The 13,046-nt window shown below is 68.7% G+C and carries 9 protein-coding genes; 6 read left to right on the forward strand and 3 right to left on the reverse strand.

Annotated features, from left to right (window positions below; genetic code table 11):
- Positions 1–79 precede the first annotated feature (79 nt).
- The 6 genes from cdaA (at position 80) to LLH23_08190 (ending at position 7,672) form a co-directional block, all read left to right on the forward strand.
- Positions 80–892 (forward strand): diadenylate cyclase CdaA, encoded by an 813-nt coding sequence (gene cdaA / locus LLH23_08165; GenBank protein MCE5238454.1) that lies wholly within the window; start codon positions 80–82, stop codon positions 890–892.
- 181 nt (positions 893–1,073) lie between these two features.
- Entirely contained in the window at positions 1,074–2,180 is a 1,107-nt protein-coding gene (locus LLH23_08170) for a hypothetical protein (GenBank protein ID MCE5238455.1), read from the forward strand.
- Entirely contained in the window at positions 2,177–2,476 is a 300-nt protein-coding gene (locus tag LLH23_08175; protein ID MCE5238456.1) for a nucleotide pyrophosphohydrolase, read from the forward strand. The genes LLH23_08170 and LLH23_08175 overlap by 4 nt, the downstream gene beginning before the upstream one ends.
- 77 nt (positions 2,477–2,553) lie before the next feature.
- Positions 2,554–5,244, forward strand: a complete 2,691-nt coding sequence (locus LLH23_08180; GenBank protein MCE5238457.1) for a DUF2330 domain-containing protein — start codon at positions 2,554–2,556, stop codon at positions 5,242–5,244.
- Positions 5,245–5,348: 104 nt separating this feature from the next.
- A complete protein-coding gene (locus LLH23_08185; protein MCE5238458.1) occupies positions 5,349–6,698 on the forward strand; it encodes a hypothetical protein in 1,350 nt (449 codons plus the stop codon).
- A gap of 194 nt (positions 6,699–6,892) precedes the next feature.
- Positions 6,893–7,672 (forward strand): creatininase family protein, encoded by a 780-nt coding sequence (locus tag LLH23_08190; GenBank protein ID MCE5238459.1) that lies wholly within the window; start codon positions 6,893–6,895, stop codon positions 7,670–7,672.
- Positions 7,673–7,677: 5 nt separating this feature from the next.
- Here the strand turns inward: LLH23_08190 and LLH23_08195 are convergent, their stop codons facing one another.
- The 3 genes from LLH23_08195 to aspS all read right to left on the reverse strand — a co-directional run bounded on the left by LLH23_08195 (position 7,678) and on the right by aspS (position 12,981).
- A complete protein-coding gene (locus LLH23_08195) occupies positions 7,678–8,373 on the reverse strand; it encodes a DUF1559 domain-containing protein (GenBank protein MCE5238460.1) in 696 nt (231 codons plus the stop codon).
- 157 nt (positions 8,374–8,530) lie between these two features.
- On the reverse strand, positions 8,531–11,002 hold the full coding sequence (locus tag LLH23_08200) for an SGNH/GDSL hydrolase family protein (protein ID MCE5238461.1): 2,472 nt from the start codon (positions 11,000–11,002) through the stop codon (positions 8,531–8,533).
- Between the two features lie 209 nt (positions 11,003–11,211).
- Positions 11,212–12,981, reverse strand: a complete 1,770-nt coding sequence (aspS, locus tag LLH23_08205) for an aspartate--tRNA ligase (GenBank protein ID MCE5238462.1) — start codon at positions 12,979–12,981, stop codon at positions 11,212–11,214.
- Positions 12,982–13,046 lie beyond the last annotated feature (65 nt).

A 13,046-nucleotide genomic window follows, 5' to 3' on the forward strand; every position in this document is an offset into this window, starting at 1 on the left:
CCCCCCCCCCCGCGACGCCTGTGTCCTGCTCCCGCGTTGACCTGCCCTTCGCTACTGGTGTATCTTATCAGCAGGCGCCATGCACATCCCCGCTGAGTTCCTGAACCTGTTCCACAGCTTCCGGGTTGTTGACGCGGTTGACATCCTGCTGGTGGCGCTCGTGGTCTACCAGGGGCTCCTGGTGATGCGCCAGGCCCGTTCGCTGTCCCTGGTCAAGGGGCTCTTCCTCGTTGTCCTCATCGTCCTCGTGACGACCTGGTTCCCGACCTTCAACTGGCTGCTCAGCCGCCTGCTCCTGCCCGGCTTGATCGGCCTGATCGTCATCTTCCAGCCCGAACTGCGCATGGCCCTGGAGCGTCTGGGGCGCGGCGGGTGGGTCTCCTCGATGCTTGAGCGCGTCTCCGTGGCCGAGCAGCAGACGACCATCAATGAGGTCGTGGATGTGGCCGAGGAAATGGCCGAGCAGCGCATCGGCGCGCTCATCGTGATGCAGCGCCATTCGAGCCTCATGGACATCACCCGCACCGGCAAGACGATCAACGCGCGGGTCTCGTCCGAACTCCTGGCCACCATCTTCGAGCCCCACAGCCCGTTGCACGACGGGGCCGTCGTCATCCGCGGCGAGGTGCTGGTGGCGGCAGCCTGCGTGCTGCCCCATTCCGAGAGCCCGAGCATCTCGGCCACCACGGGCATGCGGCACCGGGCGGCCCTGGGCCTCAGCGAGCGCACCGATGCCGTGTGTATCGTCGTGTCGGAGGAGACGGGCGGCATCTCGGTCGCCGTGGACGGCTCGCTGAGCCCCCACCTGGCCAAGATGCAACTCCTGGAGCGTCTGATGGCGTTGTTTGAGTCCGAGCGCGAACAGACACGGTTCTTCTTCTGGCGGAAGTAGGGGGCGGGTTGCGGAGACGGTCGCGGTCGGTGACCGCTCCCACACCACGGCCGTCAGTGCGAATGCCCGAGAGGCCGCCTGTGGGAATGCCAGAAGGGCCGCCTGTGGGAGCGGTCACCGACCGCGACACGCCGTTCCAGAGCCAACCTGTACGAGCGGTCACCGACCGCGATCCAACATCATGTCCATCGCTGATCGCCTGCGCAACAACCTGAGTCTGAAGCTGGTCTCGTTGATCGTGGCCCTGGTCATCTGGGGTACGGTGCACAACCAGGCCGACCCGCTGGTCGCCCGCCAGCAGGCGGTGACCGTCGAGACCGCGGACGTCCCCGAGGGCCTGGCGGTGGCCGACATTGACCCGACACAGATCACGGCCACGCTGTATGGCCGTCGCTCCGCTCTGGAGCGCCTGGCCTACTCCAACGCTTGCCTGGTTGCCGACCTGAAGGGCGCCGAGATCGGCACCGCTGTCGTGCCGGTAGAGCCGCGGGGCTTTCCCCCCGGCATCGAGATCAGGCATCTGTCGAACCGCATGGTCAGGGTCGCCCTGGATGCCGTTGTGACGCGCGCGCGGCCGGTCATCGTGCAGGTGCGCGGCGAGCCGGCCCAGGGCTTCATGGTGGCCAACACGCAGGTGCGGCCGGACGAGGCGACCGTGAGCGGCCCGAGCACCGAGGTGCGGAAGGTGGCGCGCGTGGTCGCCCCGGTGGACATCTCCGGGCACAACGATGCCGCGCCCGTGACCGTGCCGCTGATGGCCATTGACGTCGGCGGCCTGCCGCTTACGGGCGTCACCATTGAGCCGCCCCAGGCGGCGGTGACGGTGCAGTTGCGCCAGGTCAACAGCCGCACGGTACCCGTGGCGCCGGTCATCGGCAAACTGCCAGCGGGCTATGAGATGGCGTCCGTGGCGGCCCGACCGGTCGTGGTCACAATCACCGGGGATGCGCAGAAGATCGCGGCGGTAGAGGCGTTGCAGACGGCGCCCCTGGACCTTACCGACGAGCCCGGCAAGACGCAGTACGTCGTGCCGCTGCAGCTACCCGCCGGAGTGACCGTCCTGGGCGCGTCGTCGGTGCGCGTCACGGTGGCCCTGCGCAAGAAGGGCGAAGCGAACACACGGCCCGCGGCCGGCACGACCGCGCCCACGCCTGCAGCCGAGACCACACCCGAAGCGCCGGAGGGCCCGGCCCAGACCCAGCCCGAGACTCCCAGGCCCACGCCGCCCGCGGAGGGCCCGCCGCCCGCCGGCGCCAAACCACATCCCACCGCTCCCGTGCAGCCATGACCGTGCGCGAGTTCCAGCAACTGATCGAGCGCATCTATTTCGCCAAGGACAACGGGCGCGGCGCCGAGGCCACGTTCATGTGGCTGACCGAGGAGATCGGCGAGCTGTCGCGGGCGCTGCGGCGGGGGAGCCGGGCCGAGCTGGAGGGGGAATTCGCCGACTGCGCGGCCTGGCTAAGCACGCTCGCCTCGATCGCCGGGGTGGACCTGGAGGCGGCGGTGCAACAGAAGTACGGCCAGGGCTGCCCCAAGTGCCACCAGACCCCCTGCCACTGCCCCGAGCCCACGCCGCAGTAGGAACTCCCTCGGCGGTACATTGTTCCTCTACCACGGATACGCATGCCGCCAGACCGGTCGCCTAAGGGGGAACCGGCATGAACCGGCTGATCCTGACGTGTCTGTTGCTGCTCTCCACCGTCGCCGCCGCGACGCCTGTGCTCGCCGATGGCTGCTTCCTCCCCACAACCCTCCACGGACAGACCAAACCCTCCTCGGCCGCACAGAAGGCCATCATGATCGCCGAGGGCCAGGATCAGGTCCTGCTCTTGCAGACGACGTACCACGGCCCCGCCGATCGCTTCGCCTGGGTCGTCCCTGTCCCCGCCAGGCCGTCGGAGACCTTCGCCGCCGAGCCCGCCTTCCTGACTGAGACCTTCCGCGAGACCGAGCCGGTCGTCGTGACCAAGCTCGGGCAGGACCGGCGCCGCCGGCTCTTCAAGTCTGCCCTGAGCGCGGGCACAGCGGCGCCGGCAGCCCCGGGGGCGGCGGGGGCATCCCTGCCGCCGCCGGTGCAGGTGCTGGAAGAGCGCGAGGTCGGCGACTACCACGCGGTGGTGCTGGCCGCGACGCAGGGCGGTGAGCTGCAGAAATGGTTGGGCAGGAACGGCTACCGCCTGCCCGCCGAGGCCGAGCCGGTGCTGAGCGGCTACGTGCAGCGGGGGTGGGTGTTCGTGGCCCTCAAGATGCAGGAGCAGCGGGCGCGCGAGCAGGCAGTGCTGACCGAGGTGGCGCCGCTCGGCCTGCGCTTCCGCCGCCCGCAGGAGGGGCTGGTGTACCCGCTCACGATCTCGCGGGTCAGCGCCCCGCCCCTCAGCGCGGTTCTCCTATGCGTCATCGCCGATGGGCCGTACACCTGCCAGACACTCCCGGCGGTGTGGCTGACCGAGCAGGTAGAGTTCAGACGCAACCAGACGTACGGCGATCTGCGGCGGCAGATGACGCGGAACCCGACGCGGTTGCTGTGCGAGTTCAGCGGCGGCGCGCCGTTCCACCACCAGAACCTGGGCTACCGGGCCAGCGACTGGGAGACCGGCCGGAGCGGCAACTGGCACACCCGCCAGGCCTCGCGCTTCTTCGGCCTGCTTGCGCCCGCCGAGATGACCGACCTGACCTTCGCCCCGGATACCGAGGCCAGCCATGCGGATTACCGGGTGCTGGTGCAGCGGCGCGGGCCGGAGATCCCGCGTGAAACGGCAGCGCTGCTGACACACGCCGTGGCGCTGCAGCCCGGATCAAGCGAGCAGAAGGAGGCCATGGACAAGCCGCTGACGCCCCCGCGCTGGCACGCCCCGCGGCGCACGACCGCCGATGACTGGCGGCTGGTGGCGGCGTTCCTGCTCGTGATGGCGCTCGTGGTGTGGCTGCTGGTGCGTTTTGTGCCCGGTCCGACGGCTCTGTTGATGGGAGTGGGGCTGGCCCTGGTATTGGTGGCCGGGGTGGCGCAGAGCGGAGCCATGATGCCGGGTCTGGCCGTCCTGAACGCCGTCCAGGCGGCAGTGGACCTGTTCCAGGCCGACACGGGCTGCCTGCCGGCGACCGTGGCCGATCTGGCCGCCCGCCAGGCCCCGGCCACGGGCCTGGACGCCAGCGACAACCCGGCGCCCGTGCATGGCTGGCGCGGGCCGTACCTGGTCTATGTTCCCCCTGACCCCATCCGGGGCGGCCACCTGGTGATGGACCCGCTCAACGCCTTCGCTCTCGACACCACCGGCCTGCAGACGACGTGCGGGCCCGCCACATACAACGAGGCCCAGGGGGCTGCCGGCAAGCACGGGCATGAACTGGAGCCCTACTGGGCGACGACGCCGGCGCAGGTGGTGGGGTGGATGCGACCCTACAACCGGTGGCTGCAGGCCCACAGCGGACACCATGTGTTCGCCTTTGCGACGGGGGTCAACACCGGCAACCGCAGTGACGTGACGGCGATTGCCGTGGACCGCCATGACCTGAGCTACTTCCCTGTGACCGGAGGGCCGTGCGGCGTTAGCAGCCAGGGGCAGGTGTTGACCTGGCATGAGGCGCGTCGGTGGGAGGATACGGCGGACGGAGCCGGGGACGTAGTATCGTTCTGCGGCGTCACAAGCGCCTCTGACGCCTTCCGCCTGCTGCCGCGCGCGAAGGGCATGGCGAAGGGTCTGGCGCTTGGCCCCCACGGGGCAGCGCTGGTGTCCACCGGGGACGGGCTCGCCCTGTTGCAGCCCGATGGCGGGAAAAGGGACTATCCCTGGGAGGCCGGGGGCATCTGGAGTGCGAGCTTCTCGCGCGACGGTCGGACGGTCTACATCGTCAGCCGCATGGGGACGGCTGGCAGCTCCGGGACCATGTTGGCCCGGCTCAACCTCGCCACCGGGCGGGTGGCGGTGGTGGATACGGGCCTTGCGGAGGCGCCGTGCGCGGCCGGGCTGGACGGGGTCGTCTACGTGAAGGCAGCGGCGCTCTGGCAGGTGGCGGGCGGGGCGCCCCGCCTGCTGGTCCGCCAGCTCCCCGAGTCGCCCGACGCTGTCGCCTTGGCCCGCGACTACGCGTACTGGGCGGTGAGCGGCCGGGGGGATGTCGAGGGGAACACCATCTACCGGGTGAGCCTGCGAACCGGCCAGGTCAAGCCGGTGGCGCACTTTGGCCTCGGCAGGCTCATCATGGCAGCCGACGGCGAAGACCTGTACACCGCGCACCGCCTCGACAGCGACGTGGACCGGATCACGTTGCTGGCCGGTGGGCGCAGGCCCATCCGTCTGGGCGGGCGTCCGGAACTGGCGGCGCCGGCGAACCTGCCCCGCGTAGACTGAAGGTCCGCCCGGTTCTTCCGTCGAAGCTGCCTCCTGGCCACCGGTATCCTCGCCGCTCCCGGACTCCGGACCCCGAATCCCGAATCCCGCCTCTGAGGTCCCCCATGAACAGTGACATCAAACTCCTGGAGATCGAGCCCGTCTTCAGCGACGCCGTGCTGCGCACGCCGCTGAAGTTCGGCTCCGGCATCGTGTCCGCCATTACCGACATGCGCTGCCGCGCGCTGGTCGAGACCAAGGACGGCAAGCGCGGTGAGGGCTGGGGCAATATCCTGCTGTCGGACCTGTGGGGCTTCCCCTCGCAGGCCGTCGCCCACGAGCAGCGCGACGCCGCCATGCGCCAGGTGGCCGAGGCCTTCTGCAACTACATGCTCGCCCACGCGCGCTACGGCCACCCGATGGAACTGTACCTGGAGGCCAAGCCCGCGCTCAAGGAGATCGCGGCCCTCGTGGACTGCAAGCTCGGGCTGGCCGAGCCCATGCCCATTCTCGGGGCGCTGGTGTGCGCCTCGCCGGTGGATGCGGCCCTGACCGACGCCTTCGGCAACGCCAACGGCATCTCCAGCTACGACGGCTACGGCCCGGACTTCATGAACTACGACCTGTCCCAGTGGTGCGGCATGGACTTCGTGGGTAGGTACCCCGCCGACTACCTCCACCCCACCTTCAAGTCGCGCCTGCCCATCTTCCATCTCGTCGGTGGGGTGGACAAGCTCACCCGCGACGAAGTCACTGACCAGGACCCGCACGACGGCCTGCCCGTGAGCCTGGAGGAATGGATCGAGCGCGACGGCCTCCGCTGCTTCAAGGTGAAGCTGCGGGGCAACAATAACGAGTGGGATGTCGAGCGCACCGCGCACGTGGCCGAGGTCATCCGCGACACCTATGCGCGCCTCGGCATCACGGACCGCTTCGTGCTCTCGACCGACAGCAACGAGATGAACCCCGACCCCGAGTCGGTGGTGGACTACCTGCGCCGCCTGCGGGAGCGCTCCCCGCTCGCCTACGACGCGTTGCTGTACCTGGAGCAGCCCACCGAGCGCGACCTGACTGTCCATCGCTTCGACCTGTCGCCGGTGGCGAAGCTCAAGCCCGTGGTCGTGGACGAGGGCGTCACGGATGTCGAGCGCATGGACCTGGCCATCGAGCTGGGCTGGAGCGGCGTGGGCCTCAAGACCTGCAAAGGTCACTCGTCGGCGATGCTCTACGTCGCGAAGGCCAAGGAGAAGGGCCTGGTGCTCACCTTCCAGGACCTGACCAACCCCGGCCTGTCGCTGGTGCACGAGGCCGGCTTCGCGGGACGGATTGATACCCTCATGGGCTTCGAGTACAACGCGCGCCAGTTCCTGCCCTTCGAGCAGCCCGACGTCACTGCCGCCCATGAGAGCCTGTTCAGAGTAGTGCATGGGCACGTGACGACCGAGACGCTGGGCAAGACGGGGTTGGGGTACTGAATGGCAGAGGCAGGAACGGTACGGCGGGAACCGTGAGGCGGGAACACGGGGCATCCGGAACGTAGGGGTGGGGGCGTCAGCGCCGGAGGCGCGGCTCAGTCTAGGCGGGGGCGGAAGCCCCCGTCCCACGGGGCGCCCTCCTCCTCCCCTCCAGCCTCCGCAGCCCCCGCTGGACATGACTGGGGTGACACGCAGTGAGCCTGCTCTGGGGCGAACACACGTGGGAAGACGTTCGTGACGCGGCCGCGCAGGGGGCCATCGTCGTCGCGCCCTTCGGGTCGGTCGAGCAGCACGGGCCGATGCTGCCCGTAGACACCGATGTGCGCATCGCGCAGAACCTGGCTGAGGGCGGAGCCCGGCGCGCGCTGGAGTTGTTCGGCCTGCGCACGCTCGTACTGCCCACCATGCCCTTCGGCCTGGCGCTGCACCACATGAACTTCGCCGGGACGATCTCCCTGCAGCCGGAGACGTACGTGGCCGTCATCGCAGACGTGCTGCGCTGCGTGGTGCAGCATGGCTTCCGCAGGATCGGCGTCATCACGGGCCACGGCGGCAACGAGCCCGCGCTCAAGCTCGGCATCGAGAAGCTCGTGCACGAGTTCGCAGGCCGGCAGACGGTGCGGATCGCGTACTTCCGCGGGCACCGGGACCCGACGTTCGCCGAGCTATCGCGGGGGATCTGGAAGGACGAACCGTCCGAGGGCCAGCCGGGCATCCACGCCAGCCGCTGGGAGACCTCCGAGACGCTGGCGGACCGGCCGCACCTGGTGAAGCGGAACCGCATGGTCCGCCCCACGCACTCGCGCCCGGACATCCCCGAGTGGGACTGGCGCACCGAGGAGATCACCGTGACGGGCGCCTTCGGCGACCCGTCGCTGGCCCGGGCGGAGCTGGGCGAGCAGTGCTGGGCCGCCTGGTCCGAGGCGGTCGCCCAGTTCCTCAAGCGGCTGGCCGACGAACCCCTGGACCGGTAGCCTGCCTACCCGCTCCCGTCGGGCTTCCAGTAGATGCCCCCGGTAGCCGGGTACGGCGGGACCGGGAACTCCGTGCTGACGCCCCCGAAACACGCGTTGGTGACGAGACTGGGCTTGACCCACTTGGCGTGGCCGTCGGCGAAGGCCACGTTGGCCCCGTCGTTGTGCCGTGCCCCCATGTAGGTGCTGCAGTTGGTGAGGGTGTAGGGGAAGAACTCCCAGGAGTTCGAGCCCGGGTAGTGTGAGTGGCCGGCGTAGGCCGTGTCGGCCATCACCCCCGTCTGCGCCGGGTAGACAATGCGAGCCAGCGACACGGAGGTGCTCGGGCTGCCTACCAGCGAGCCGTTGTACCCGTAGGACCCCTGAATCGTCTGGCCGGGGAGGCCCCAGCCCGCCCCGGTGCCCGTGTACGGCTTGCCGTCACTGGGGCACCGATAGACCTGGCCGTTCTTGACGTAGGGGAGCAGGTAGGCCAGCCAGGTGATGCAGGACGGGTAGGTGTAGGTGTGGGCGCAGTTCTCGTCGTAGTCCTGCACATAGCACGCCCAGGCCGTCGCCAACTGCCGGACATTGCTCAGGCAGCTCGTCTGGCGGGCCTTCTCACGCGCCTTGGCGAACACCGGGAAGAGGATCGCCGCCAGGATGGCGATGATCGCGATGACCACGAGCAACTCAATGAGCGTGAAGCCGATCCGTCGCATGTCATGTCCTCCCTTTCCGACTCGCAGACCAAGTCGTGCACATGCACATGGCATCGGAACAGAGACAGCCTGACGGTACAGCGGCCACCTCCGCGTGCCTATGGCCACCCAACTGCCCTTCGCTGTCGGCCCCGGCGAGGCCTGCAACCCGCCTGGCTCACCACTCCCCGACTGCCTCATACGTCCCCGGCCCCGTGCCGCTGAACTTCACGCCGGTGGTGCTGATGTCCTCGGGCTTCACCGCCAGCCCGCCGTAGCCCAGCACCACGGGCCGCCCCCTGAAGGGCGGGGTGAAGCGGATCGTCTCGCCCGGCTGCGCCAGGCCCGTCACCCGGCGGCCCGTGTCGCCCGAGCGCGTGTCATACGCGAACAGCCCCAGCACCGCCACCGGCCCGTCTACGGCCTCGACCTTCACCGCGTGCAGCCCATAGCCCAGGTTGCGGAAGCCCTTGCGGTTCTCCATGAAGATCTCTTTGCCGGTCGCGTCCTTGTAGGGCGCATTGGCGGTAATCTCCACCGGCGCGGTGCCATCCACTGTCACCCTCAGCTTCCCGCCCTGCGCGTCGTCCACATAGGCGAGAGCCAGGTCGGTGCCGGCGGCCCAGATCGAGAGGCTCTCGCCCGGCTGCAGCTTCACCTGCTTGTCGCCGAACGGCGCGCCCCACTGGCTGGCGAACGGCTCGGGCTCCTTGGCGCCCAGCGTCCAGGCCGGGTTGTCTACGGGGTAGCTCCGGCGGTCCGGGCAGATCTTGCAGTCCGCGGCCGTCAGCTTCGCGCCCTCACCGGTCAGCTCCAGCACGTGCCGGTCGCCGAGGCTCAGCTTGCCGTAGGTGAACAGCGAGTTGCGGATGTTGCGCGCCGGGCCGGAGCGGGGCGTGCGCCGGGCCTCGCCATCCACCAGCGCCGTGGCTTTCTCCGGGATGCTGCCCCAGGCGTTCACGGTCGTGTCATCCAGGACCATCATGTTGCCGACCAGCCGCGGCGAGGGGTCGGTGTAGGTGGCGATCTCGCCCTCCCACCCGTAGCTCGTAGGGTACAGACGCTTCGGCAGGTGCTTCTGGGCGATCCCCGCGCCAATGGGGTCGGCCACCTCAAAGGCCTCCTCGAGGCTCTTGAACCAGACGTAATGGCCGGCCGCCTGCGGGTGGCCGTCGGACGGGCACAGCGCGTAGCGGTTGGCGTAGCTCATCAGTTGGTCAATCCGGTCGCCCATGTCCACGAAGGGAATCTGGTAGTTCAGCGCCAGCTCCATCAGGTGACCCGTGTTGGGCGTGTAGCCGCGCAGGTTCTGCCACATGCAGAAGAGGAACTCGCAGTCCGGGTAGCGTTCCTGCAGCCAGCGGATGCTCGCCTCGAAGATCGCACCCTCTTCGGGCATGTCGGTCTTCTCGTTGGCGCCGCTGCCGAATAGGACGAGGTCGGGGCCGGGGCCCTGCGGCCGGTCGAAGAGGCCCGGGTACATCTCCTGCCATGTCTTGCCCGCGGGCTGGCCATTGGTCTCGGGGTTGGGCGGCAGGCTCAGCGAAGCGTATTCCGCCAGCCCCGAGGTCGCCTCCGAGATGCACGAGCCGTCGCAGGCCATGTAGTTGAGCAGCAGCTTGTCCGGCGTGACGTTGAACTTGCGCAGCAGCTCCGTCCGCAGCCGCCCGCCCCAGGCGTAGTAGTGCTGCCAGCGCCCCACCGTGGCCGTCAGGTCAGGCCGGCCGATCAGCTCCCCGTTGAAGATGTCCTGGGCCAGTGGCTGCTTGTACTTCGGCGAGGCGGGGTCCTCGTCGTACGGGTACAGCGGCGGGTTAGCGCTGCCGCGGTCAATGGAGGAGCCCATGAGGATGATGTGCAGCGGCTCGCCGCGCCAGAGCTTGCGGATGGTGCGGGGGATGCTCCGGTAGAGGGTCGGCGGTTTCCTCAGCTCGCCCAGTGCCGGCGTCTCGCCGGCGACGGCGCCCTTCACCAGCGCCGGCGCGTAGATCAGCACGTCCGCGTCCTTGCTCAGGTTCTCAAACTCGACCATCAGCGCAATCGAGTTGATCTGCTCGTCGGCGGACTCGTTCTTGTGGACGGGCCGAGTGCCCACGACTTCGCACTTCTCCAGCTTGAGCGCAAAGTCGTTCGCCGCGCCGGAGGTGACGGTGTATGACTTCGCCTTCACCAGCTCGCCCCGCGAGTGCTTCGGGAACTCATCGGCGCGGCTCATGCCACAGTCCGACGGCTTCCACTTGCCGGTCTGGCTGTCAATCTTGAGTACATGCACCGAGGCCTTCAGGCTGTCGGGCGCCTTCTGCTGGCCGCAGAGGGACAGGCTCACGAGATCGCCGTGCCGCAGTTGCACCTCGGGCAGGAACATGACCTGATACAGGTGCTTGCCGGGCTTGAGCGCCACGATGTTGCGCGTGAAGACCAGCGGCTTGACGCTCTCGACATGCCCGGCGACGGTGACCGTGACATCGCCATAGGCCTCGGCGTTCCAGCAGGCGACATAGCCCGCCGAGTACGCCCGGGCTTGAGCGGCGCGGCTGTTGTCGAAGCAGTGGAAGTCGAACTGCGGGTTGAGCAGGAGGTTCATGGTCTGGGCCTTTGCGGTGAGGGGGAGAGTGGCAAGCAGCAGACAAGGCAACAGGTAACGAAGCATGGTGCACCTCGGCGGCGGGGTCCGGTGAGGCGTGGAGGTTCGGCAGGAGGAGGGGCAATACCTGTCGGGGCGGAGGCCGTGGGAGGGGCCGGATATCATCCGGCCCGCCGTGGGCAGCGCACGTCGCCTTGTGCCATCCGCCAAGAATGGCGGGCCGGCCAATAGCCGGCCCCTCCATACGACAACGAGAGGCGCGATGAATCGCGCGACTACTGGCTGGGCGGCAGGTCCAGCTTGATGTGCAGTTCCCGCAGCTGCTTCACATCCACTGCGCCCGGGGCGTCGGCCATCAGGTCCACCGCCCGCTGGGTCTTGGGGAACGCGATGACCTCGCGGATGTTGTCCTCGCCGCACATCATCATCACAATCCGGTCGAAGCCCGGCGCGATGCCGCCGTGGGGGGGCGTGCCATACTCGAAGGCGTTCAGCAGGAAGCCGAACTTGCGGTCGGCCTCCTCGGGGCTGATGCCCAGGATGTCGAAGACCTTCTGCTGGATGTCCCGGCGGTGCACCCTGATGCTGCCCGAGGCGCACTCGCTGCCGTTGATGACGACGTCATAGCTGAGCGCCCGCACCCGCCTGGGGTCGGTGTCGAGCAACTCCCAGTCTTCGTGGTGCGGCATGCAGAAGGGATGGTGCTCGGCGTCCCAGCGCTTCTCTTCCTCGTTCCACGAGACCAGCGGGAAGTCCACCACCCACAGCGGGGCGAAGGTCATGGGCTGGATCAGGCCCATGCGGTCGGCCATCTCGCGGCGCATCCAGTCCAGGCTCTCGGCGACGATGGCCGGCTGGTCGGCCACGAGCAGCAGCAGGTCACCCGGCCGGGCGGCGCTGCGCCGCTTCATCTCGGCGATCTGTTCGTCGGTGAAGAACTTCGCCACCGGCGCCTCCACCCCGTCGGCGGTGACGCGCATCCACACCAGCCCGCCCGCCTTGTGCTGCTTGGCAAACTCGGTGAGCTTGTCCAGTTGCGCCCGTGGGGTGTCGCCGCAGCCCTCGGCGTTGATTCCCTTGACCTGCCCCCCGCGCGCGGCGACATCGCGGAAGACCTTGAACTCCACCTCGGGCGCCAGGTCCGTGAAGTCCACGAACTTCATCGCAAAGCGCGTGTCGGGCTTGTCGGTGCCGTAGTCGCGCAGAGCCTCGGCATGGGTCATGCGCGGGAAGGGCACGGGCAGTTCATAGCCGATGGCCTGCTTGAAGACGTACGCGAGCAGCCGCTCGGTGACATCGAAGACCTCGTCGCGGTCCACGAAGGCGAACTCGATGTCAATCTGGGTGAACTCCGGCTGGCGGTCGGCGCGCAGGTCCTCATCGCGCAGGCACTTGGCGATCTGGAAGTACCGGTCGCAGCCGCCGACCATCAGGAGCTGCTTGAGGATCTGTGGCGACTGCGGCAGCGAGTAGAACAGGCCGGGGTTCACGCGGCTGGGCACGAGGTAGTCGCGGGCGCCCTCGGGCGTCGGCTTGAACAGCAGCGGCGTCTCGACCTCGAGGAAGCCCTCGTCACTGAGGAACTCGCGCGTGGCCCGCGCGGCCTCGTGGCGAATGCGCAGGTTGCGCTGCATCCGCTCGCTGCGCAGGTCAATGTAGCGGTACTTCATGCGGATGAGTTCGTCGGTGTCGGTGCGGTCGGCGATGGAGAAGGGCGGGGTCTTGGCCTCGTTGAGCAGCTCCAGCTCGCGCACGCGCATCTCGACGGTGCCGGTGGTGATGTCGGGGTTGTCGGTGCCCTCGGGGCGGCGGCGGACCTCGCCGCGGACAGCGATGACGAACTCGGCGCGCAGGCCGTGGGCGGCCTCCAGGGCCGCGGCGCTCTCCTCGGGGTCGAAGACGATCTGGACGAGCCCAGCGCGGTCGCGCAGGTCAATGAAGATCAGGCCGCCATGATCGCGGCGGCGATGCACCCAGCCGTTGAGCACGACTTCCTGACCGATGTGGTCCTCGCGTACGTCGCCGCAGCGAAGGGTGCGTTTCATGAACATCTGCTGTTCCATGACGGGCTCCGTCCGGGAGAGCGGGGGCGCACCCCGGCCTCCGTACA

The organism is bacterium, from assembly GCA_021372615.1.
Lineage (GTDB): Bacteria > Armatimonadota > Zipacnadia > Zipacnadales > UBA11051 > JAJFUB01.

What these genes read in the sequence shown, in the direction of transcription:
- aspS (MCE5238462.1), bottom strand. Translation starts at nt 12,981, where the DNA reads ATGAAACGCACCCTTCGCTGCGGCGACGTACGCGAGGACCACATCGGT.
- LLH23_08175 (MCE5238456.1), top strand. Translation starts at nt 2,177, where the DNA reads ATGACCGTGCGCGAGTTCCAGCAACTGATCGAGCGCATCTATTTCGCC.
- LLH23_08170 (MCE5238455.1), top strand. Translation starts at nt 1,074, where the DNA reads ATGTCCATCGCTGATCGCCTGCGCAACAACCTGAGTCTGAAGCTGGTC.
- LLH23_08195 (MCE5238460.1), bottom strand. Translation starts at nt 8,373, where the DNA reads ATGCGACGGATCGGCTTCACGCTCATTGAGTTGCTCGTGGTCATCGCG.
- LLH23_08185 (MCE5238458.1), top strand. Translation starts at nt 5,349, where the DNA reads ATGAACAGTGACATCAAACTCCTGGAGATCGAGCCCGTCTTCAGCGAC.
- cdaA (MCE5238454.1), top strand. Translation starts at nt 80, where the DNA reads ATGCACATCCCCGCTGAGTTCCTGAACCTGTTCCACAGCTTCCGGGTT.
- LLH23_08180 (MCE5238457.1), top strand. Translation starts at nt 2,554, where the DNA reads ATGAACCGGCTGATCCTGACGTGTCTGTTGCTGCTCTCCACCGTCGCC.
- LLH23_08200 (MCE5238461.1), bottom strand. Translation starts at nt 11,002, where the DNA reads ATGCTTCGTTACCTGTTGCCTTGTCTGCTGCTTGCCACTCTCCCCCTC.